This is a genomic window from Pseudarthrobacter sp. NamB4 (assembly GCF_005796185.1).
GTDB lineage: Bacteria > Actinomycetota > Actinomycetes > Actinomycetales > Micrococcaceae > Arthrobacter.
Genome location: NZ_VAHM01000003.1, coordinates 87,145 through 108,105, shown reverse-complemented (window position 1 = coordinate 108,105; position 20,961 = coordinate 87,145). Strand labels below are relative to the sequence as shown.

The window sequence follows — 20,961 nt, the reverse complement described above, 5'->3', positions numbered from 1 at the left end:
TGGTGCGGGTCCTGCGAATTACAGTTAACATTCACTAACTAACACCGTCGGCTGCGACGCGGCAGGGGGACAGGCATCAAGGAGGATGTGTGGACGTCAAAGGCACTGTAGCGCTGGTGACCGGGGGAGCTTCCGGCCTGGGGGCGGCCACCGCCCGGCGCCTGTTCGACGGCGGCGCTTCCGTCGTGCTGGTTGACCTCCCGTCTTCTGCCGGGGCGGCGCTCGCAGAAGAACTCAACGCCTCCGGCGCCCCCGGCAAGGCGGCCGTCTTTTCCCCTGCAGATGTGACCAGCGAAGTGGAGGTGCAGGCCGCCGTCGACACCGCTGCCGGCCTGGGGCCGCTGCGGATCGTGGTGAACTGCGCCGGAATTGCCACTCCCGGGAAGGTGCTGGGCCGGGACGGCGTGCTGCCGCTTGAGGTTTTCAACCGGGTCGTCCAGGTGAACCTTGTGGGCACCTTCAACGTGCTACGGCTGGCGGCGGCGGCGATGGTTGCCACCGAGCCGGCCGTCACTGCGCTCGGCGGGCCCGAGCGCGGTGTCATCATCAACACTGCCTCGGTTGCGGCGTTCGAGGGGCAGATCGGCCAGCCTGCCTACGCGGCCTCGAAGGGGGCGGTGGCGGCCATGACCCTGCCGGTTGCGCGGGAGCTGGCGCGCTCACTGGTGCGCGTGGTGAGCATCGCGCCCGGCATTTTCGAAACCCCCATGATGGCGGGCCTGCCGCAGGAGGCACAGGACTCCCTGGGGGCGCAGGTGCCGCACCCGTCCCGGCTGGGTAAGCCTGACGAGTACGCAAGCCTCGTGGCCCACATCGTCGACAATGCCATGCTGAACGGCGAAACCATCCGCCTGGACGGCGCCATCCGAATGGGGCCGAAGTGACTGCGCCCGGGATGAAGGGCGACAGCCTGGCGGACCTGCCGTCCGCCGACTTTTATGCCTACGAATCCCTACTGAACCAGGCGGAGAGGGACAAGCTGGCAGAGCTGAGGGAATTCCTGGCTGCGGAGATCGCCCCGCATGCGGGGGACTGGTGGAACAAGGCTGAATTCCCGCCCCATATCCTGCCCAAGCTGGCTGCCCTGGAACTGAGCACCCCGGCCCAGCGGGGCTATAGCAACCTGTTCGCCGGCCTGGTCATTGCCGAGATGACCCGGGTGGACACGTCCATCGCCACCTTCTTCCTGGTCCACCACGACCTGTTCGTCCAGTCCCTGCATGACTTCGGGAGCGATGACCAGAAACAGCGGCTGCTGGCCGACGCGTCAAGCCTGCGCATTACCGGAGCCTTTGCCCTCACCGAGCCCAACCACGGCTCGGACGTTGCCGGGGGCATGGAAACCCGCGCCCGGCGGATCTCCTCCGCAACCGGCAAGCCGGACGAAGGCGGTGACGCCTGGGTGCTGAACGGCGTCAAGCGGTGGATCGGCAACGGAACGTTCTGCGACTACATGCTGGTCTGGGCATGCGACGAGGAGGACGGGTCCGTCCGCGGATTCATCGTGGACGCCACCCTGCCAGGGGTCAGCCGCACCAGGATCGAGAACAAGATTGCGCTGCGGACGGTGCAGAACGCGGACATCGTGTTCCGAAACGTGCGGGTGGCCGAAGCCGACAGGTTTGCCTCCATAAACAGCTTCGAGGACACGAAGGAACTGCTCCGGGGCTCGCGGGTCATGGTGGCCTGGCAGGCGGTGGGCCAGCAGCTGGCGGCCTTCGACGTCGCCCGGCAGTACGCGGTGGAGCGCCGGCAGTTCGGCCGGCCGCTGGCACACTTCCAGCTGATCCAGCAGCAGCTGGTGACCATGCTGGGCAACGCCGTGGCCAGCATGGGAATGATGGCCGGGCTTGCCCGGCTGCAGGATGAGGGCGCCGCCGGCATGCCGCAGGTGGCCTTGGCGAAGTCGTACCTGAGCGCGCGGATGCGTGAGACGGTGGCGCTGGGCAGATCGATCCTGGGCGGCAACGGCATCGTCACCGATTACCGGATGGCGAAGATCTTCTCCGACGCCGAGGCCATCTACACCTACGAAGGGTCCTTCGAGATCAACACCCTCATAGTGGGCCGGGCGGTCACCGGGATCTCAGCCATCGCGTGACTGCCGTTGGGTCACCCTGCGGGCAGCTTCTCGCCGGCCTCCACCCGGACGTCCAGCGAGTTGTTTGTCACGGGCATGGGGCAGGTGCCATAGGGGGTGAAGGCGCTGGGGTAGTTAATGGCGCGGTTGAAGTCCAGGACCACGGAATTGTCCGGCCGCGGCCGGGGCACGGCCAGCTTGCGCCAGTCGTCCGTGGTGTCATCGTTGGTTTCGTCATGGAAGGTGACGGTCAGGGCACCGAGCTTTTCCTCCTCCGCCTGCAGCCGGAACTCGTGCCCGCTGCCGGGCACGCAGAACACCACCTCGCCCACGGAACGGTGCACGCCGTCCACCAGCAGGTTTGCCGTGGCAATGGGCACATCCACCGGCTCGGGGTAGGGCTCGAACCGGCCCGTCACTTCCCAGTCCGGGTTGTAGGGGTAGGTGGGGACCCCGCCGAACCCGGTGAGGATGGGCGAGGCCGAGTCCCGGGTGCGGACGGCGAACTTCCCGGCCCGCATGGCCAGCTCCACCACCACCTGGTTCCCGCCGGGCCCGCCAAACTGCACCCACATCAGGGACTCTTCGTCCGCGAGGACTGCTGTGATGGTACCCGACACCGGTTCACCTGTCCCCACCAGGGACAGTCCGTCCGCGGGCACTGCGGTGAGCACCGCCGTCGTACCGTCCGTTGACCACAGCCCAGGTGCCAGTTCGACGGTGCAGGGGGAGTCCTCCAGCCACTGGAAGGAGGTAAGCGTCAGCCAGCCGTGGCGGGCGGCGAGGGCCTTGTTGCGGTTTTTGCGGAAGCGTTGCCAGCGCTCTGCCTTGGCGGCCGGGACGGTGTCCATGGTTCCTTTCACGGTATGTCGGGTGCCCCGGCTACAACTCCGCGGCGCCGGCGTTCATTCCACCCCTTGCCCTGCCCCGGGCGCGGAGTACCCTCGGAACCAGCAGGGCGGCGCCGCCTGCCGGCGCTGCTTGCACTTGACCTGTCGCTACTTCCAACGGGAGAAGCCGTGAAGATTGCTGTCCTTGGAACAGGAACCGTGGGACGCGCCCTCGCCGAGGCGTTCAGCGCACTGGAACACGAGGTGGTGATGGGCACCCGGGACCCGGAGGGCACTGCAGGGAGGACCGGGCCGGACATGATGGGAGGACCACCCTTCAAGGAATGGCATGCTGCCCACCGCCGCGTTCAGTTGGAGACCTATGCCGGGGCCGCCGGCGCCGGGGAAATGGTGGTGAATGCCACGAAAGGCGCGGGTTCACTGGATGCCCTTGGTGCGGCGGGGGCGGCGAGGCTTGCCGGGAAGGTGTTGATGGACGTCTCGAATCCACTGGATTTCTCCCAGGGAATGCCGCCGGTGCTGAACCCGGTGAATACGGACAGCCTCGCTGAGAGGATCCAGCGGGCCTTCCCCGGCGCGATGGTAGTGAAGACCCTCAACACGATGAACGCTGGCCTCATGGTCAATCCGCGTAACATCGCGGGCGGGGATCACTCGGTGTTCGTTTCAGGCGATGACGAGGCCGCCAAAGCCACCGTCACGGAATTGCTTCAGGCGTTGGGGCACCGGGACGTCATTGACCTGGGTGACATCACCAGTGCACGTGGAGCGGAAATGCTGCTGCCGCTGTGGCTGCGCCTCTACGCCGCGCTGGGCACCCCTGATTTCAACATCAAGGTGGTCCGCGGGGTTGAATAGGTGGGGTGGATATCCTTGCGGGAGTAAGCATCGAATGGCTCAGGGCGCTGACATGCATCACCGCGGCCGTGGCCGGAGTGGCGCTGCTCCTGTGGCGGCCGCGTCGCCCCGACCTGGCAGTCCTGGCCTCCATCGTGGTCTTCATGGCCGCCAGTGCGGGCGCCGGCATCTACGTGCTGAACCATTTGGGCGACGGCCGCTGGGGCGGTGACGGGCAGCCGAAGCTTAGCCCTCCGGAACTGTCCGGGATCCCGGTGGTGGGGAAGTTCCTGGAACCGCTGGAAGGCGCACTGGGCGGAGTGACCAGCGGCGTCAACGAGTTCGTTGACTTCCGGTCCGCCCTGCCGGCGGCACTGGATTTCTTTGCCGGCGCCGGCTGGGCGCTGGCGCTCTCCGTTCCCGTGGCGCTGGTGGCCCTGGCGCTGAATGCCAGGGCGGCGCGGCGCCGGAACGCCGAATTTGCCGCCTACAAAACCGAAGTTGAGAAGCTGCGGACGGAACTTGAACACGTTAAGCGCCACGTAGGTTACCCGGCCAACGACATTTACTGAGACGGATTCCCCAACACACGCCACTGCGGGTAGCATCTTTAGCTAGTTACGTGGCTCACAGTATCCAGCGCAGTGTACGAGCCAAGTCCGAACCCTCGAAAGATAGTTTCCATGGCTCACACTGCAACGAATCCCGAAACCGATCTTGCCTCCGAACTGCGGGCAGACGTCCGTCGCGTTTCCACACTGCTGGGCGAATCGCTGGTCCGCCAGCATGGCCCCGAACTCCTTGACCTGGTGGAGCAGGTCCGCCTCCTGACCAAGGAATCCAAGGAAGCGGCCCGCGGCGGGGCGGACGCCACCGGCCCCTGGAGCGCGCACGACGTCGTTGCCCAGGTCCGCGAGCTCCTCGGCTCCCTGCCGATTGAGCAGGCCACCGACCTGGTCCGTGCCTTCGCGTTCTACTTCCACCTGGCCAACGCCGCCGAACAGGTGCACCGCGTCCGTGGCCTCCGCACCCGTGCTGAAAAGGACGGCTGGCTCGCCAAGACCGTGGCCGAGATCGCCGGGCAGGCCGGCCCGGCGGTGCTGCAGGAAGTGGTGAACGGGCTGGATGTCCGCCCCATCTTCACCGCCCACCCCACCGAGGCGTCACGGCGCTCCGTCCTGGACAAGATCCGCAAGATCTCCGACGTGCTGGCCCAGCCCACCGCCGAGGGCACCACCGCCCGCCGCCGCCAGGACCGCCAGCTGGCAGAAATCATCGACCAGATGTGGCAGACGGACGAACTCCGCCAGGTCCGGCCCACCCCTGTGGACGAGGCCCGGAACGCCATCTACTACCTGGGCGGCATCCTGACCGACGCCATGCCGGAGATGCTCACCGAACTCTCCGAACTGCTCGGCGAGCACGGCGTGAGCCTCGCTTCGCAGGATGCGCCCATCCGCTTCGGCTCCTGGATCGGCGGGGACCGGGACGGCAACCCCAACGTCACTGCCGCCGTCACCCGCGAAATCCTGCAGATCCAGAACCAGCATGCCGTCCGCATCAGCATCGGCATGATCGACGAACTGATCTCCATCCTCTCCAACTCCACTGCGCTCGCGGGCGCGGACCAGGAGCTGCTGGCGTCCATCGACGCCGACCTGAAGAAACTGCCCGGCCTGGACAAGCGGGTCCTGGAACTGAATGCCCAGGAGCCCTACCGGCTGAAGCTGACCTGCATCAAGGCCAAGCTCATCAACACCGGCAAGCGCGTGGCCGCGGGCTCCCAGCACGAGCACGGCCGCGACTACAGCGGCACCGCCGAGCTCCTGGCGGACCTTGAACTGCTGGAACTCTCGCTCCGCAACCACTCGGCGTCGCTCGCCGCCGACGGTGCCCTGGCCCGCGTCCGCCGCGCCGTCGCCTCCTTCGGCCTGCACCTGGCCACCCTGGACATTCGCGAACATGCGGACCACCACCACGACGCCGTCGGCCAGCTGATGGACCGCCTGGGCGGGCCCGGCCTGCGGTATGCAGAACTCAGCCGCGAGGAGCGCCTCGAGGTGCTGGGCTCCGAGCTTGCCTCGCGCCGGCCGCTGTCCGGCCACCCGATCAAGCTCGACGGCGCCGCGGACGGCACGTACGACGTCTTCCGTGAGATCCGCCGTGCCCTGCGCACCTACGGCCCGGACGTCATCGAGACCTACATCATCTCCATGACCCGCGGCGCGGACGACGTCCTGGCCGCAGCCGTCCTGGCACGGGAAGCCGGCCTGGTGAACCTCTTTGGTGAGAAGCCCTACGCCAAGATCGGCTTCGCGCCGCTGCTGGAAACGGTGGAGGAGCTCCGCGCTTCCGCGGAAATCGTGGACCGGCTGCTGTCCGATCCCTCCTACCGGGAGCTCGTGCGCCTGCGCGGCGACGTCCAGGAAGTCATGCTGGGCTACTCGGACTCCAACAAGGAATCCGGCGTGATGACCAGCCAGTGGGAGATCCACAAGACGCAGCGCAAACTGCGGGACGTTGCCGCGAAGCACGGGGTGCGGGTCCGCCTGTTCCATGGCCGTGGCGGCTCCGTGGGCCGCGGCGGCGGACCCACCTACGACGCCATCCTGGCCCAGCCCAACGGTGTCCTGGAAGGCGAGATCAAGTTCACGGAGCAGGGCGAGGTCATCTCGGACAAGTACTCCCTCCCCGAGCTGGCGCGCGAAAACCTTGAGCTGTCGCTGGCCGCCGTGCTGCAGGGCTCGGCCCTGCACCGGGACCCGCGCACCTCCGCCGACCAGCGTGAACGGTACGGGCACGTCATGGAGACCATCTCCGACGCCGCCTTCAACAGGTACCGGAACCTGATCGACGATCCCGACCTGCCGGCCTACTTCCTTTCCTCCACCCCGGTGGAGCAGCTGGGCTCGCTGAACATCGGCTCCCGCCCGTCCAAGCGCCCCGATTCGGGTGCCGGCCTTGGCGGCCTGCGGGCGATCCCGTGGGTTTTCGGCTGGACGCAGTCCCGCCAGATCGTCCCTGGCTGGTTCGGCGTCGGCTCAGGCCTGAAGGCTGCCCGCGAGGCCGGCAACCCGGCGCAGCTGGTGGAGATGTGGGAGAACTGGCACTTCTTCCGCTCGGTGCTCTCCAACGTGGAGATGACCTTGGCCAAGACGGACATGGACATCGCCGGCTACTACGTGTCCACCCTGGTTCCCGAGGAGCTGCACCGGATCTTCCGCACTATCCGTGAGGAGTATGAGCTGACGGTTGCCGAGGTGCAGAACCTGACCGGGGAGCGCCTGCTCCTGGATGCCCAGCCCACGCTCAAGCGTTCGCTGGAAATCCGGGACCAGTACCTGGACCCCATCAGCTACCTGCAGGTGGAGCTCCTTCGACGCGTCCGCACCGAAGCCGCCAATAAGGCAGACGGCATCAGCGGGGCGGAGATCGACGAACGCCTGCAGCGGGCCATGCTAATCACCGTCAACGGCGTGGCAGCCGGCCTGCGCAACACCGGCTAACCCCGGACGCTCTCTCACTTAACGCGGGTTTTTCATCAACCCTCTCTCATCCGTGAGAGAGGGTTGATGGCTTTCCGACGTTAAGTGAGAGAGGGTCTGGGTAGGGTTGGAGGCATGCCTTCGTTCCAGACCCGCCTCAAGATCACCGGGCTTCGGCCCGGCAACCCGCCTGAAGCGGTAATGGACACCGCGGTGGAGGCGCTGGGAACGCGGCATCATGTTGAGGCGCACCAGCTGCAGATCGCTGGTGGGGTACCGCAGCTGAACCTGCGCTTCCTCGTCGAAGCCAGCGAGTACACCGGCGAGAACCGGCAGGCGCGGGAGTCTGCGGCGATGATGCGCGACGCCGTCGAAGGAGTTGCGCTAACGGGTTCCCTTACGGTGCTGCGCCGGAGTCGCGGCAAGTGGTTGCCCGTCTAGCCTTCCTCAGGCCGGCGGTCCCGGTTCCTCCACCGGGGAAGGATTGCCGCGCCGGCGGGTGGCAATCATTCCGACGACGGCCCCTATCACCAGGCCGACCGCCACACCAATGAGGGAGCTGGCCCAGATCGGCAGCCCGGTAGCGGAACCGGTAAAGTAACCGAGTCCCACCAGCCAGCACGCCCACAGTACGCCGCCGATTCCGGCGCAGAGGCTGAAGCCGGGGACGGAAACGTTGCCTATGCCGGCCGCGGCCGACGTGGCGAGGCGGCCGCCCGGGATGAACCTTGCGCCGATGATGGTCCCGTAGGTGGACGACCGGCCGGCCCTGGCGATCGCGTCGTGGATGCCGCGGTGAACCCGCCGGCCCCATCTCCACCGGTCCAGCACGTGGCTCAACTGCCGCCGGAACAATTGGAAGACCACCAGGTCGCCGAGCCAGGATGCCAACGCGGACAGGAACCCCACCAGGAGCACGTTCGTCCGGCCCTCCGCTGACAGGGCCCCGCCGGTGATCACCACCATTTCTGACGGGACAAGCGGAAAGATGGCATCGCCCAGAACCACGGGGATGATCCAGAAATAGATCGCCGACCCCCAGCTGTCAGCGCTGCCGAAGTCCATGGGCACAAGGTACCGCACTTTGGTCCGGTCAGCGCGGGTGGGATTTTCTGGCTGGTTCGGGGCAGTGGCGCGCCGGTTTAGAACTCACCTCGGATGGAACGCGGACACCAGGCCGGTCAGCTGGGGGGACGGCTGGACGCCGAGTTCCGCCTCCAGCCGGACGGCAAACATCCCGTAGGCACGGACTGCGGCTGCCCGGTTGCCGGCAGCAAGATGCGCCTGCACCAGGAGGAGGTGGGCGGATTCGCGGAGCGGTTCGATGTTGATCGCGGACAGCGCTGCAATCACAGCTTTGCCGGGCTCATTCCCGGCAAGAAACTGCCGTGCCATCAGCTCCAGCGCGCCAAGGCGCAGCTGCCGCAGCCGCTCCTGTTCAAAGACCACCCAGTCGTCGTACCAGCCGGGCAACAGTTCAGCCCTGCCGAGATGGTCCAGGTAGCTGTCCGGAACCCGAATTTCGGGCTGCTCGCGGAGTATGGCGACGTGCCGCTTCAAGGATGCAACGTCCACGCTTACCGACTCGTCGAGCTCCAGGGTGTCGGCCGCCGCATGAAGCAGGCGCGGAAACGTGTGGGAAATGCACCAGACTGTGGTGCGCAGGTTTCCTGCCGCCTGCGTTTCGCTGCTCCTGGGCCACAGCAGGCCGGCGAGGAAACTTCTATGGCGGCGGCCGAGGAGCCCAACACAGGCAATCAGCCGCTGTTCCCGGCTGGCCACCTGAAATGTCTCGTTGCCCTGTTGCAGACGCCATGCCCCCAGCAGGCTTAAATGCCATTCCTGCGCGAGAGCCCCAGTCATGCCATTCCCCTCCAAGCGGCAAACACTTGAAACCCCCAACTCCATCGTGACATTTGGGAGGATGCTGTCAATAACGTGGGAAACAGAGGGGGAGGGTATTTACAAAAAAGGGGGAAATGAATTCCAGCAGGAGTTAGCGCTGCATACCAACCGGGACATCTATTATCGGAGGGCAGGGGAAACGTACACCCGGTCAGGCGCTGGTGCTTGCGTCCTGTTGCAGCAGCTCCAGCCAGCGGCGCACAGCAAGGATAATGTCGTCGGCGCTGCCTGCAGCCTCCACCGATTCACGGTCCTGCCCGGGGTGGCTGGAAATCAGGCGGGCCCGGATGGCCTGGTTTTGCGTCGGTTCCACCCAAGCGCGGATTACCATCGTGCCTTCGCTGTCCGCCACGGGCGGTGCCTGCTTTCTTTTGATCCAGTTTTCCCAACAATCAACGAGCATATTACTGCCCGGTATCACCATCCTAAACGCAGCCACTTGGCGCGCGGACTTCCGCGCGGAGGTTCGAAGCGCAAAAACAACGCAGTAATAACGCGAAAGTGATGAATGCATGACGGCCTGCCGCGTTGACTGAACGGGAGACTTCGAAAGGGGGTGATTGACATGAAGGAACTCAGCATCCAGGACCTGGACGGACAGCAGGTTGAGCTGCTGCCGCCGCGGGAGACCCTGTACATCGACGGCAGCCTCGACCTCGCCGGCGTCATGGCGCACAACACGTCCTTGGCCGTGAACGCGGGCTCATTGTTCTCGAACGCATACAGCGCTGCGCTGCAAAACGTCGAGATCAAGCAGCATTAGTCCTTTTACCGTCCAATCGTCTGGACCCGGGTAATGCCCGGGGGAGAGGGCTGAGGTGCAATGACCACTTCACCCGAGCTATTACCTGGGGAACTCGACGCCGAAGTCCTGGAACTGCTTCCCGCCAGGGAAACGCTGTGCTGCTTCGACATCAATATCTCGCCGGTAATCGCAGTAAACCTTTCGATGGCCATCAATGCGGGGTCGATCGGTTCCGTCGCGAATGCAGGCGCGGTCCAGGAACTGCTGGTGCTCCAAAAGTAATCGGCATTGTTCCAAAATCCGGTGGGCATGCTCCAATGCCGGGGCGTGCCCACTACTTGAATGCGGCTCAGCTTATTGGTGGGAAAGTGGCGACAGCACCGGATGCAGCGTTTGACCAGCGCTGGACCCCTGCACCAGGCCTTGTTTTCCTCGGCCAGGTGGAGGGGTCAGGGCTCAAAGACCGGAGCTTCCTGCTGAAACGCGGTGACGGCCAGGTTGTCCAGCTTTCGGAATTACTCCACCTGGTGCTGGTTTCGATTTCGCCGGATAAGCCCCTTCCGCAGGCAGCCCGGGAAATCAGCGACGCCTATGGCCGGGAACTGGACGCCGGCGGACTCAGCTACCTTCTCCGCACCAGGCTGGCACCCATGGGTTTGGTCGCCGACGCCGCGGCGACCCCTGCGAAGGCTTCGGGTACACCAACCGCCAACCCCTTGCTGGCGCTGCGTTTGCGGGGGACACTCCTGCCTGAAAAGACCGTCAACGCACTGGCCCGGCTCCTGTCGCCGTTGTTCTGGCCTCCGGTGGTGGCAGCAGTCCTGGTGGCGCTGGCCGCCGTCGACGTCCTGATCCTTTCCCAGGCCGACTTCCTCGCATCGCTGCAGCAGGTGTTCCTCGCCCCGGCGCTGCTGCTTGGCATCTTTGCCCTCCTGACAGCCGGGGCCGTGTTCCACGAGCTGGGGCATGCAACGGCTTGCCGGTACGGCGGCGCACGGCCGGGGGTGATCGGCGTCGGCGTCTACCTGGTTTTTCCCGCTTTCTTCACCAACGTGACTGACTCCTACCGCCTGCGCCGGGGTGGAAGGATACGCACGGACCTTGGCGGACTGTACTTCAACTGCCTGTGCCTGCTCGCCCTCGGCGCCGCCTACCTGGCAACAGGCCAGGGATTTTTCCTGCTGGCGGCAGCACTGATGCACTTCGGGATGGTCCAGCAACTGATCCCCACCTTGCGCTTTGACGGCTACTTCGTCCTGGCCGACATAGCCGGCGTCCCGGACCTGTTCAATCGGATCCGGCCTGTTCTGCTGAGCCTTGTCCCCGGCCGTCCGGTGGAGCCAAGGGTCAAGGAGCTCCGCCCCTTCGCCCGGTTTGTGGTGACCGCATGGGTGGTCACCATTGTGCCGCTCCTGCTGCTCGCGTTCGGCTGGATAATGCTGAACCTGCCCTTCATTCTGGAGCAGACGGCGCGTGCTGTCCGGGAACACTCCGGAACCGCTGTCCGTGCAATTGGGGCAGGTGACCCGGCTTCTGCCGCGCTCGCCATCCTGTCCATCCTCCTGCTGTCCCTCCCGGTGGCCGGCCTGGGCATCCTGGTGTACCGGCTGCTGCGGGTCCTCCTCACCCTGCTCTACCGCGTGGCGCTCCGCGCCTTCAAGCCGGCGGTCAAGCCATCACAGAAAGGAATTCCGGCAATGGCTATCGATGTCCCGCCCGCCGCTCCCCGCGACGACGGCGTTCCCACCCTTCAGGATTTCCTCGCCGACAGGCCCGAGCCCCCGTCAGTCCTGGCTGAGGCAGGCTGGCAGGGCGCCCTTCGCCGGCTCAGCGGAAACTCCATCAGCGCTGCCCCCGGCCGCCGCGAACGCATGCACTTGAAGGCCGTCGAAGACGTTCAGCGCCGCCTGGACGGGCCCAGGACCGTGGTGGTGGTGAACCCCAAGGGCGGCGCCCACAAAACCACCGCCACCCTGCTCCTCGCCGCCACGATGGGAATCCAGCGCGGCGGCTACACGCTTGCGTGGGACAACAACGAAACGCGGGGCACCCTGGGCTGGCGGGCGCCGCTGGCCGGGCATGCCCGGACCGCCGTTGATTTGCTGCAGGAGGTGGACCGCTTTGACGATCCCGTCCGCGGCCGGATCGGGGACCTGGACCGTTATGTGCGCTACCAGGGCTCAACGCAGTTCGACGTGCTCGCCTCGGATGAGGACGCAGCGGGGGCAGCCACCATTGGCAGCAGCGAGTTCAACCGCCTGCACACTGCACTGCGGCGTTTCTACCGGATCATCCTGGTGGACACCGGCAACAACATGCGGGCTTCCAACTGGGAAGCAGCGGTGGCGGCGGCGGACGAGCTGGTCATCGTTTCCACCCTCAGGGAAGACACTGTGGCCAGTGCCGTGTGGCTGGTTGACGGCCTGCGCGAACGCGGCTTCGAGGCGAAAGTCGGCAACGCAGTGACGTTGCTTGCCGCACCTTCCCGGCAGTCCGACCTGCAGCTCCGCGCCAAGGCACGCAGCCACTTTGCAGGACTGACCAGGGAAGTCCTGGACGTCCCCTACGACCGGTCCCTCGTCTCGGGCGCGCGGCTGAACTACCAGGCACTGCTGCCGGAAACCCGTGAGGCGTGGCTGCATGCCTCCGCTGCCGTGATGCGGGGCCTGTAAAGCGTCAGCGGCAGGCCCGGGCAGCCTCGCTGAGTTCAAGCCGGCTGCGGTACTCCACCGGGTTCCCCGTGATCGGATCAACAAAGCGGATGCCGCGGGCCAGGAGCTGGAGCGGCCTGGCATAGTCATCCGGGGCCTTGTCCAGCAGGTCTGGATAGAAAGCATCGTTGATGATGCCCAGCCCCAGTGAAGCCATATGCACCCGCAGCTGGTGGGTCTTCCCGGTGTGCGGCTCCAGGCGGTACCTCGCCAGGCGGGCGGGACTGCCGGATGCTGCAGCGGCGGTGCCGGCGGCACCCGAAGAAGCGCCGCCGTCGAACGTTTCAAGCCGTTCAATCCGCGTTTCCGCGTTCGGTTCGCCCTCGATAACCTCCGCCAGCAGGTAGCTGCGGGACTTGGTCATCCGGTTGCGGACCACCGCAGGAAAGTCGACGGCGGGATGTCCCGGCGCGGGCTCCGCCGCGGAGACGCACTCGTATTCCTTCTGCACCTGGCGCTTCTCGAAGAGCACCTGGTACCTGCCGCGGGTCTGCGGATTGGTGGAGAAGAGCAGGACGCCGGCGGTCATGCGGTCCAACCGGTGCATGGGGATCAGGTCCGGCAGCCCCAACTGGTTGCGCAGCCGCACCAGCGCCGACTCCTGGATGTAGGTGCCGCCCGGCGTGGTGGGCAGGAAATGGGGCTTGTCCACCACCAGCAGGTGCTCGTCCTGGTGCAGTATGGTGACGTTCACCGGTATCCGCGTTTCCGGCGGCAGGGTGCGGTAGTACCAGATGAACGTGTGGTCCTGCAGGGGAGTGCTGCGGTCCAACGGGATCCCGCCCTCGCCAACAATCTCGCCGGCGTCGAACCTGTCCGCGATGCCCTGCGGGTCGATGTGCCCCCAGCGGTGCATCATGTAGTCCATGGCGGTGTCCCAGGGCCCTTCCCCGGGAAGGCGCAGACGGGTGGCATTGACGCCGTCACGCACGGGGAGGGGGGATTGCATCACGGGTCTATTCTATCGGGGGCTTTCCTCTGACCCGACGTGCAGCCGACGATAAAAAAGTTATTGACAAGAAAAGTTGTCGGTGCGGATACTTGAAGCATGTTGGAGATAGCAGTCATCGAGGACCCGGCCACGGCAGAAGTGTCGCTGGACCCGATCCGCGCCCGCATACTCCGCGAACTTGTCCAGCCGGCATCAGCAACCCAGCTCGCAGTAAGGGTGGGCCTGCCGCGGCAAAAGGTGAACTACCACCTAAAGGCCCTGGAGAAGCATGGTCTGGTGGAACTGGTGGAGGAGCGGCGCAAGGGCAATGTCAACGAGCGGATCCTCCAGGCCGCCGCCGCGTCCTACCTGATCTCTCCCTCGGCATTGGCGCCGGTTTCTCCGGATCCGGGCCGTTTCTCCAACCATTTCTCGGCCTTCTGGCTGCTGGCGCTCGCCGCCCGGATGGTCCAGGAGATGGGGAAGCTGATTGCCGGTGCGGCTGCTGCCCGGCAGAAGCTGGCAACGTTTGCTGTGGACGGCGAGGTCACCTTCCGTACGGCCGCCGACCGTGCCGCCTTTGCTGAGGAACTCGGCGTGGCGGTCACAAGGCTGGTGGACAAATACCACGACGACGGCGCTCCCCGCGGGCGGCGGCACCGACTGGTGGTGGCGCTGCACCCCGAACTTAAGACAACCAATCAATCACCCTCAGGCAAGGAGCAGGACAATGAATGACAACCGCGACTTCGAAATCGTCCGCGACACAGAACTTCCCGGCACCCCCGAGAGAGTCTGGGAGGCCGTCACCACCGGGACGCCCGGGTGGATGTTCCCCACCGACGAATGGCCCGATGTCAAGACCGTCAACGAGTATCCCCGCCACCTGGTCTCCAGGATTGACGGACCCGACGGCTGGTTTAACCAGCTCGAACACGTCCTGGAACCGCTCGAGGGCGGCCGTGCCCGCCTGCATTACGTCCACAGCGGGATTTTCGCGGACAACTGGGACCAGCAGTACGACGGCGCCAGCCGGCACACAGAGTTCTACCTGCACACCCTGGGTCAGTACCTGCAGTACTTCGACGGCAAACCGGTGGTGTTCACCGACATCCAGGGTCCGGCCGCGTCCCAGGCGCCCGACGGCTTCACACGGCTCCGCAGGGCCCTGGGGGTTGAGTCCGCGGGGCAGGGTTCGCAGGTGGACGTGGAGCTCGACGGCGTGGGCCGGCTGACAGGCGAAGTGGACTTCTCCAACGAGCACTTCCTGGGCCTGCGGACCGCCGACGCCATGTACCGGTTCTTCGGCCGCAACGCCTGGGGTGCTCCGGTGGGGATGACCGTGCATGACTTCAGTGGAACCGGGAACTCGGAAACCACCGCCAAGGCCTGGGGTGACTTCCTGGAGCGGGTGTACGCCTAGGGCTGTGGACCGGCCCCGGCCGGCAGCGGCTGGCACTTGGGGCAGAAGTAGATGTCCCGCTCCTCGTCGCCGTTCAGCTTGCCCAGGACACCGCGCCTGATGGCTGTCCCGCATTTTAGGCAGGGCTGGTGTTCACGGCGGTAGACCCAGTAGCCCGGCCGGCCCGCCATCCTCCCCACGGGCATGCCCCGGGCGTTGAGGATGGTGACCCGGCGGCCGGGCCCCAGGTTGACCTCCAGGAGCTGCTTGGCGTCGGTCATCATGGTCCTCAGGTCCTCGACCGCCGACACCGGCGAGGCGGGGTGGACTCCGGACAGGAAGCACGCCTCGCACCGGTAGATGTTGCCGATCCCGGCCAGGTTTCGCTGGTCCAGCAACGCTACGCCAACAGGGACATCGGGGGCGGAACGGATTCGCCGCTCCGCCTCCGCCAGGTCCCAGTCCGGGCCCAGCAGGTCCGGACCCAGGAACCCCACAATGGAGTCCTCGTCCGCCGTAGCCACCACTTCCACGATCCCCAGGGAAAACCCGACGGCGTCCGCAGCCTTGGTGCGCAGGACGCATCGGGCCGTGTAGCCGGGTTTCCGCCACCTTCCGCCGGGCAGATAGACCTGCCAGGCCCCCTCCATCTTCAGGTGTGAATGGATGGTGAGTTTCTTGTCGTCCGGTCCCACCACGCGCATCAGCAGGTGCTTGCCGCGGGGCACCACCTCGGCAACGGTCCAGCCTGCCAGGTTCAGGGTGGCGAAGCGCGGCACGCGGAAGTCGGAAGCGAGGAGCGTCTGCCCGGCCAGCGCCTGGTGCAGCTGTTGGGCGGCGCGCCAGACGGAATCACCCTCAGGCACGGATTCTCAGCCCCTTCGGGGTGGAGTATGCCCCGGCGGAGCTGAGGGCCGCGGCAACGGGAGTGTCCAGGATTCCGTGTCCGTTCACTTTCTCCATGATCAGCTTGTCCACGGCACCGCGCGTGACCACGCCCACGAGCGCCGTCCCTGCCGCCGCCAGCACGCCCTCATCGTCGCTGAAGGCAAGCAGTGTCTTTCCGCCCCGTTCCACGTAGAGGACCAGGGCCCCATCCACCAGGACCACCAGGGCACCTGCCTTCCGGCCGGGACGGTGTCCGGTGCCGGCCTCGTCATGAAGCGCAGGCCAGGGGAGGGCTGCGCCGTACGGGTTGGCCGGATCCGTGGCGGCCAGGGCGAGCGCGAGCGGCTCCGGCCTGGCAAGCTGCGTGTCCTCGGAGTACGAGCGCAGCCGGTCCACGGTGGCCGGAACGGCGAACTGCGCAGCCCCCAGATGCTCGATGAAGTAGCCGCGGCGGCACCGGCCTGCCTCCTCCAGCCGGGCGAGGACTTTATACATCAGGCCGAAACCGCCCAGGATCTGTTCTGCCATCACCGAACCCCTGGTCACCACGCCGTAGCGGTCCAGCAGGAGCTCGGCAGTAGCGCGGGCGTGGATGGTCGGATCCAGTTCGGGCTGTGGCAGGGCTGACCAGCGCCCGGCGGCCATCGGTGGTGTTGGTGTGGCGCCGGTGCCGGTGCCTGTGCCGTACCGGCCGCCGGCCAACCCCGGCGAGCCCAGGAGTCCGGTCCCGTGGGAGCGGCCCAGCCTGCTGAGCCGCGGAGCGCGGGCCCGGGGCGCCCGCGCAACCTGCCGGTGGGCCGTATGTCCGCCCGCGATCAGTGCCCGGACCGGCGCGAAGGTGTCACCGGTGATCCTGCCCGCCCATGCCAGGTCCCACAGGGCTGCCACCACATCCTGGTCGCCCAGCACTGAGTCCATGCCGCCGCCCACGTCCGTCAGCTGCCGGAAGAAGTAGCCTCCCCCGTTGTTCCGGAGGTGGTCCAGCAGCCGCTGCTCGGCGTCACCGGGTTCGTAGTCGATAGCGGGGTTCAGGGTCAGGTCGGCGGAGTCTGCCAGGTGGAGGCTGATCCAACCGTCGTTTCCGGGCAGGGCTCCGGCGCCGGACCAAAGGATTTCTCCGGCCGCCATCAGCTCATCGAGCATGGCCGGCTGGTAGTTGGCCACCCTGCCGGCGAGGACCAGGGGTTCCCAGGCTGATGCCGGAATGGGGACCCCGGAGAGCTGGTCGATGGCAGTGACGATACCTTCCAGGCCGCGCAGGGAAGGCTGCCCGGGGCCGCCGCCAGGGGTTCGGACATGCTGCCAGGCCGGCAGGAAACGCCCGTAGGCTGCGGCGTCCACGGGTTCCACTTCGGCGCGCAGGGCCGCAAGCGAACGCCGGCGGAGCTTCCGCAGCACCTCGGCGTCGCACCATTCACTGGCCAGCGCGTGCTGGGGCAGGTTCGGCAGGGCCTCTGACGCCGCGGGTTGCGTACCCTCTTCCGGGCCGCTTCCGGGCGCAGGTTCCAGAGGCACAGGATGCGGCCGGAACTCGCCCTCCACCACGCGGCCGTCCGCGGCCAGCCGCTTCAGGGCGGTACCCACCACTGCCACGCCCAGTCCCAGCCGGGCTGCTGCTTCCGCGGCAGTGAACGGACCGTGGGTCCGCGCATACCGTGACACCAGGTCGCCGAGGGGATCGGCTACCGGTTCGATAAAGGCCAGCGGCACGCCCATGGGAAGGGGGACGCCGATGGCGTCGCGCAGCCGCGCCGCGTCCTCAACAGCAGCGAAACGCTCCACGCCGCCGATGTTGATTTTGATGGCACGGTTCGCCCGCTGCAGGGCCATGAGGTGTGCAGTGGCGGACTCAATGCTTCCATGGGCGGTTTCGGGTGCCGATTCGGCATCAGCCAGCCCGGGCTCAGCCTCTGGTGGTTCAGTGCTGCGAGCTGCCGCAGGTGACGGGATACCGGTATCCAGCACGGCCGCTGCTTCCCCGCCCTGCAGCCGGAGCGCGGCTTCCTCGGGAGCCAGGGGACCGAGAAGCCGCAGCAGGTCCGCCACTCCTTCCAGCCCGCGGACCCGACGGTCCGGTGTCAGCCGCTGCAGCTCCCGCTCCGTGGCTTCGATGACCTTGGTATCGAGCAGCTCCCGCAGTTCCACCCGCCCGAGCAGCTCATTGAGAAGGGTTGAGTCCAGGGCCAGGGCAGCGGCACGGCGCTCCGCCAGCGGGGAGTCGCCCTCGTAGAGGAACTGCGCCACGTACCCGAACAGCAGGGACTTGGCGAACGGCGAAGGCTGCTGGGTGGTGGTCTGGACAATCCTCAGCTCACGCCGCTCCACTGAGGCTGCAATCTCCTTCAACGCGGGCAAATCGTAAACGTCCTGCAGGCATTCCCGGACAGTTTCCAGCACGATGGGAAAGGCCGGATACTTCCGGGCGACGTCCAGCAATTGGGCTGAACGCTGCCGCTGCTGCCACAGGGGCTGCCGCTTGCCGGGGGTCTGGCGCGGCAGCAGCAGGGCCCGGGCTGCGCATTCCCGGAAGCGCGAAGCAAACAGCGCGCTGCCACCCACTTCTGCGGTGACAATTTGCTCCAGTTCCTCGGGGTCGAACAGGAACAGCTCCGCTCCCGGAGGCTCGTCCTCCATCATGGGCACGCGCAGGACGATGCCGTCGTCCGCGGCCATGGCGGAACCGTCCAGTCCGTATCGCTGGTGTAGCCGCTGCCCGACGGCGAGGGCCCAGGGCGCGTGCACGGGCATGCCGAAGGGGCTGTGCAGGATCACCCGCCAGTCGCCCAGCTCGTCGTGGAACCGCTCCACCACCAGCGTGGTGTCGCTGGGGACCACCTCGGTAGCCTGTTTTTGCTCGCTGAGGTACTGGATAAGATTGTTGGCCGCGAACTCGTCCAGGCCGCTGGCTTTGCAGCGTTCGGTGGCAGGGCCGACGTCGGACGCGGCCAACTCGCGGACAAACGCGCCGAGGGCGCGGCCCAGATCGACGGGCCGGCCCAGCGAATCACCCTTCCAGAAGGGAAGCTTTCCCGGCTGGCCGAAGGCGGGGGAGACGAGCACGCGGTCGTGCGTGATGTCCTCAATCTTCCAGCTGGTGGCACCAAGGGCGAAGACATCGCCCACCCTGGACTCGTACACCATCTCCTCATCCAGCTCGCCCACGCGCCGGCCGCCCTTGGGCGCAGGAGCGGGCTTTCCGTCCGCGGAAGGCGACGCTGTTCCTTCCACCTCCGTGCCGATGATGTAGACGCCGAAGAGGCCGCGGTCCGGGATGGTGCCGCCGGAGGTGACGGCGAGCCGCTGGGCTCCCGGCCTGCCTTCAATCGTGCCGGCGTTGCGGTCCCAGACGATCCGGGGCCGGAGTTCCGCGAATTCGTCGGACGGGTAGCGGCCGGCCAACAGGTCAAGGGTGGCCTCGAAGGCTGAGCGGGGGAGTGATGCGAAGGGGGCGGAACGCCGAACCGTGGCGAACCATTCCTCGACGTCGATGCTGCCCAGGGCAGTGGCAGCCACGGTATGCTGCGCGAGGATGTCCAGCGGGTTGGCGGGAATGCTGAGGCGCTCGATCCTGCCGTCCAGCATCCGTTCAACCGTGATGGCGGTATGGACGAGGTCTGCCCGGTGTTTGGGGAAAAGGACGCCTTGGGAGACTTCCCCCACCTGGTGCCCCGCGCGGCCCACGCGCTGCAGGCCGCTGGCCACCGACGGCGGCGATTCCACCTGCACCACCAGGTCCACGGCGCCCATGTCGATGCCGAGTTCCAGGGAGGACGTGGCCACCACGCAGCGCAGCCGCCCGGACTTCAGGTCATCCTCGATCAGGGCCCGCTGATCCTTGGAGACCGAGCCGTGGTGGGCGCGGGCCAGCACGGGATCCGCTCCGGCAGTGCTTCCTGACTGGGCCATCATATGTGCCGGCGTGGTGGTGGAGGCAGGGACGCCGGGCGCGGGGAGCGACGCGGGGTCGTCCCAGCCGCCACCCACTGCCACCAGCTGCCGCTCCGCATAAATCTCGTTGAGGCGTGCCGTCAGCCTCTCGGCCAGGCGGCGTGAATTGGCGAAAACAATGGTGGACTGGTTGGCCAGCACCAGGTCCACAATTTTTTCTTCCACGTGCGGCCAGATGGAGGCCTGGGGCTGCAGCCCGGAGGCGGGGCCGGAGTCAAAAGCGCCGGCAGCGCCCTGCAGGTCCGACATGTCCTCGACCGGGACCGAGACGGTAAGGTCCCAATTTTTCCTGGCGGGTGGGGCAACTATTTCCACGGGGGCCGAAGCGGCGAGGAACTGTGCCACCAGTTCCTTGGGCTCCACGGTGGCGGACAGGCCGATCCGCTGGGCGGGTTTGGGCAGCAGGGCATCCAGGCGTTCGAGCGAGACCGCCAGGTGGGCGCCGCGCTTGGTGCCGGCCACGGCGTGGACCTCGTCAATGATGATGGTGTCCACTTCGGTGAGGGTTTCCCGTGCCCTGGAGGTCAGCATCAGGAACAGCGATTCCGGTGTGGTGATGAGGATGTCCGGCGGGTTGCTCAGCAGCAGGCGGCGGTCCGCCGCGGTGGTGTCCCCGGAGCGGACGCCCACTGTAATCAGGGGTGCCGGCAGCCCGAGCCGTTTGGCGGTTTGGGTGATGCCTATCAGCGGCGAGCGCAGGTTCCTTTCCACGTCCACGCCCAGCGCCTTCAGGGGCGAAATGTAGAGAACGCGGGTCTTGCGCTTCGGTGCGCGGGTCCTCCTGCCTTTTGCGGGGCGCCTCGAAACCCCAGGTTCGCCTGCCGTGGCTGCCGCATCCGCAGCAGCCACCTCCCCGCCCGCCGTTTCCGGCGCTCCGGTAGAGGAGGCGAGCAGCCGGTCCAGCGCCCAGAGAAAGGCGGCAAGCGTCTTTCCGGATCCCGTGGGAGCCACCACCAGGGCATGCGAGCCCGAGGAGATCGCCCGCCAGGCGCCTTCCTGGGCGGGAGTGGGCTCCGAAAACGCGCCCAGGAACCAGTCGCGCGTTGGCCTGCTGAACTGGGCCATGGGCTCAGGTGCAGTATCCGCGCCGGCAGCACTGCCGGGCGGAGTGCTACCACGCGCTGTCGCCTTTTCCCGGTTCATGCCTCCATCATGCCCCAAGCCACCGACAGCGGCGC

The 20,961-nt window shown here is 66.7% G+C and carries 18 protein-coding genes; 11 read left to right on the top strand and 7 right to left on the bottom strand.

Annotation, left to right across the window (positions count from 1 at the left end; translation table 11 throughout):
• Positions 1–89 precede the first annotated feature (89 nt).
• Positions 90–884: an SDR family NAD(P)-dependent oxidoreductase gene (locus FDW81_RS03490; RefSeq protein WP_138132782.1), complete on the top strand. Its 795-nt coding sequence runs from the start codon at positions 90–92 to the stop codon at positions 882–884.
• 11 nt (positions 885–895) lie between these two features.
• The gene (locus FDW81_RS03485) at positions 896–2,101 is read left to right on the top strand and encodes an acyl-CoA dehydrogenase family protein (RefSeq protein WP_138132953.1); all 1,206 of its coding nucleotides are present in this window, start codon (positions 896–898) and stop codon (positions 2,099–2,101) included.
• Positions 2,102–2,112: 11 nt separating this feature from the next.
• Here the strand turns inward: FDW81_RS03485 and FDW81_RS03480 are convergent, their stop codons facing one another.
• Complete coding sequence (locus FDW81_RS03480) at positions 2,113–2,931, bottom strand: DUF1684 domain-containing protein (RefSeq protein ID WP_138132781.1); 819 nt, start codon at positions 2,929–2,931, stop codon at positions 2,113–2,115.
• Between the two features lie 168 nt (positions 2,932–3,099).
• On the opposite strand from FDW81_RS03480, the gene FDW81_RS03475 reads away from it, so the two are divergent.
• The 4 genes from FDW81_RS03475 (at position 3,100) to FDW81_RS03460 (ending at position 7,694) form a co-directional block, all read left to right on the top strand.
• The gene (locus tag FDW81_RS03475) at positions 3,100–3,789 is read left to right on the top strand and encodes an NADPH-dependent F420 reductase (protein ID WP_138132779.1); all 690 of its coding nucleotides are present in this window, start codon (positions 3,100–3,102) and stop codon (positions 3,787–3,789) included.
• A 5-nt stretch (positions 3,790–3,794) separates the two neighbouring features.
• Positions 3,795–4,340, top strand: coding sequence for a hypothetical protein (locus tag FDW81_RS03470; RefSeq protein WP_171027098.1), 546 nt, complete (start codon positions 3,795–3,797; stop codon positions 4,338–4,340).
• 111 nt (positions 4,341–4,451) lie between these two features.
• Positions 4,452–7,274, top strand: a complete 2,823-nt coding sequence (gene ppc / locus FDW81_RS03465; RefSeq protein WP_138132777.1) for a phosphoenolpyruvate carboxylase — start codon at positions 4,452–4,454, stop codon at positions 7,272–7,274.
• 114 nt (positions 7,275–7,388) lie between these two features.
• Entirely contained in the window at positions 7,389–7,694 is a 306-nt protein-coding gene (locus tag FDW81_RS03460; RefSeq protein ID WP_138132775.1) for a hypothetical protein, read from the top strand.
• A 6-nt stretch (positions 7,695–7,700) separates the two neighbouring features.
• Here FDW81_RS03460 and FDW81_RS03455 read toward each other — a convergent pair whose 3' ends face one another.
• The 3 genes from FDW81_RS03455 to FDW81_RS03445 form a co-directional block, all read right to left on the bottom strand.
• The gene (locus tag FDW81_RS03455) at positions 7,701–8,318 is read right to left on the bottom strand and encodes a DedA family protein (RefSeq protein ID WP_138132773.1); all 618 of its coding nucleotides are present in this window, start codon (positions 8,316–8,318) and stop codon (positions 7,701–7,703) included.
• Positions 8,319–8,402: 84 nt separating this feature from the next.
• On the bottom strand, positions 8,403–9,116 hold the full coding sequence (locus tag FDW81_RS03450) for a BTAD domain-containing putative transcriptional regulator (protein WP_171027097.1): 714 nt from the start codon (positions 9,114–9,116) through the stop codon (positions 8,403–8,405).
• A gap of 193 nt (positions 9,117–9,309) precedes the next feature.
• Entirely contained in the window at positions 9,310–9,510 is a 201-nt protein-coding gene (locus FDW81_RS03445) for a hypothetical protein (protein WP_138132769.1), read from the bottom strand.
• Positions 9,511–9,723: 213 nt separating this feature from the next.
• On the opposite strand from FDW81_RS03445, the gene FDW81_RS03440 reads away from it, so the two are divergent.
• The 3 genes from FDW81_RS03440 to FDW81_RS03430 all read left to right on the top strand — a co-directional run bounded on the left by FDW81_RS03440 (position 9,724) and on the right by FDW81_RS03430 (position 12,575).
• Positions 9,724–9,921 carry a hypothetical protein gene (locus FDW81_RS03440; RefSeq protein ID WP_138132767.1) on the top strand — a complete coding sequence of 66 codons (198 nt, stop codon included), beginning with the start codon at positions 9,724–9,726 and terminating at the stop codon, positions 9,919–9,921.
• 60 nt (positions 9,922–9,981) lie between these two features.
• Positions 9,982–10,185, top strand: a complete 204-nt coding sequence (locus FDW81_RS03435) for a hypothetical protein (RefSeq protein WP_138132765.1) — start codon at positions 9,982–9,984, stop codon at positions 10,183–10,185.
• Between the two features lie 86 nt (positions 10,186–10,271).
• Positions 10,272–12,575: a hypothetical protein gene (locus tag FDW81_RS03430; protein WP_138132763.1), complete on the top strand. Its 2,304-nt coding sequence runs from the start codon at positions 10,272–10,274 to the stop codon at positions 12,573–12,575.
• 4 nt (positions 12,576–12,579) lie between these two features.
• On the opposite strand, the gene FDW81_RS03425 is transcribed toward FDW81_RS03430, so the two are convergent.
• Positions 12,580–13,563, bottom strand: coding sequence for an RluA family pseudouridine synthase (locus tag FDW81_RS03425; protein ID WP_138132951.1), 984 nt, complete (start codon positions 13,561–13,563; stop codon positions 12,580–12,582).
• A 99-nt stretch (positions 13,564–13,662) separates the two neighbouring features.
• Here FDW81_RS03425 and FDW81_RS03420 point away from each other — a divergent pair, with 99 nt between their 5' ends.
• Both FDW81_RS03420 and FDW81_RS03415 read left to right on the top strand, forming a co-directional pair.
• Positions 13,663–14,283, top strand: a complete 621-nt coding sequence (locus FDW81_RS03420) for a helix-turn-helix domain-containing protein (protein ID WP_138132761.1) — start codon at positions 13,663–13,665, stop codon at positions 14,281–14,283.
• Positions 14,276–14,968, top strand: coding sequence for an SRPBCC domain-containing protein (locus FDW81_RS03415; RefSeq protein ID WP_138132759.1), 693 nt, complete (start codon positions 14,276–14,278; stop codon positions 14,966–14,968). Before FDW81_RS03420 ends, FDW81_RS03415 begins: the two co-directional genes overlap by 8 nt.
• Here FDW81_RS03415 and FDW81_RS03410 read toward each other — a convergent pair.
• Positions 14,965–15,813, bottom strand: a complete 849-nt coding sequence (locus FDW81_RS03410; protein WP_138132757.1) for an Fpg/Nei family DNA glycosylase — start codon at positions 15,811–15,813, stop codon at positions 14,965–14,967. The two genes, FDW81_RS03415 and FDW81_RS03410, sit on opposite strands and share 4 nt — an antisense overlap.
• Positions 15,806–20,848, bottom strand: coding sequence for a DNA glycosylase AlkZ-like family protein (locus tag FDW81_RS03405; protein ID WP_138132950.1), 5,043 nt, complete (start codon positions 20,846–20,848; stop codon positions 15,806–15,808). The genes FDW81_RS03410 and FDW81_RS03405 overlap by 8 nt, the downstream gene beginning before the upstream one ends.
• Between the last annotated feature and the right edge of the window lie 113 nt (positions 20,849–20,961).

Bases quoted from the DNA above. Each gene is read 5' to 3' on its own strand.
- FDW81_RS03485 (WP_138132953.1), top strand. From the start codon at position 896: ATGAAGGGCGACAGCCTGGCGGACCTGCCGTCCGCCGACTTTTATGCC.
- FDW81_RS03480 (WP_138132781.1), bottom strand. From the start codon at position 2,931: ATGGACACCGTCCCGGCCGCCAAGGCAGAGCGCTGGCAACGCTTCCGC.
- ppc (WP_138132777.1), top strand. From the start codon at position 4,452: ATGGCTCACACTGCAACGAATCCCGAAACCGATCTTGCCTCCGAACTG.
- FDW81_RS03460 (WP_138132775.1), top strand. From the start codon at position 7,389: ATGCCTTCGTTCCAGACCCGCCTCAAGATCACCGGGCTTCGGCCCGGC.
- FDW81_RS03455 (WP_138132773.1), bottom strand. From the start codon at position 8,318: ATGGACTTCGGCAGCGCTGACAGCTGGGGGTCGGCGATCTATTTCTGG.
- FDW81_RS03450 (WP_171027097.1), bottom strand. From the start codon at position 9,116: ATGACTGGGGCTCTCGCGCAGGAATGGCATTTAAGCCTGCTGGGGGCA.
- FDW81_RS03440 (WP_138132767.1), top strand. From the start codon at position 9,724: ATGAAGGAACTCAGCATCCAGGACCTGGACGGACAGCAGGTTGAGCTG.
- FDW81_RS03435 (WP_138132765.1), top strand. From the start codon at position 9,982: ATGACCACTTCACCCGAGCTATTACCTGGGGAACTCGACGCCGAAGTC.
- FDW81_RS03425 (WP_138132951.1), bottom strand. From the start codon at position 13,563: ATGCAATCCCCCCTCCCCGTGCGTGACGGCGTCAATGCCACCCGTCTG.
- FDW81_RS03420 (WP_138132761.1), top strand. From the start codon at position 13,663: ATGTTGGAGATAGCAGTCATCGAGGACCCGGCCACGGCAGAAGTGTCG.
- FDW81_RS03415 (WP_138132759.1), top strand. From the start codon at position 14,276: ATGAATGACAACCGCGACTTCGAAATCGTCCGCGACACAGAACTTCCC.
- FDW81_RS03405 (WP_138132950.1), bottom strand. From the start codon at position 20,848: ATGGCCCAGTTCAGCAGGCCAACGCGCGACTGGTTCCTGGGCGCGTTT.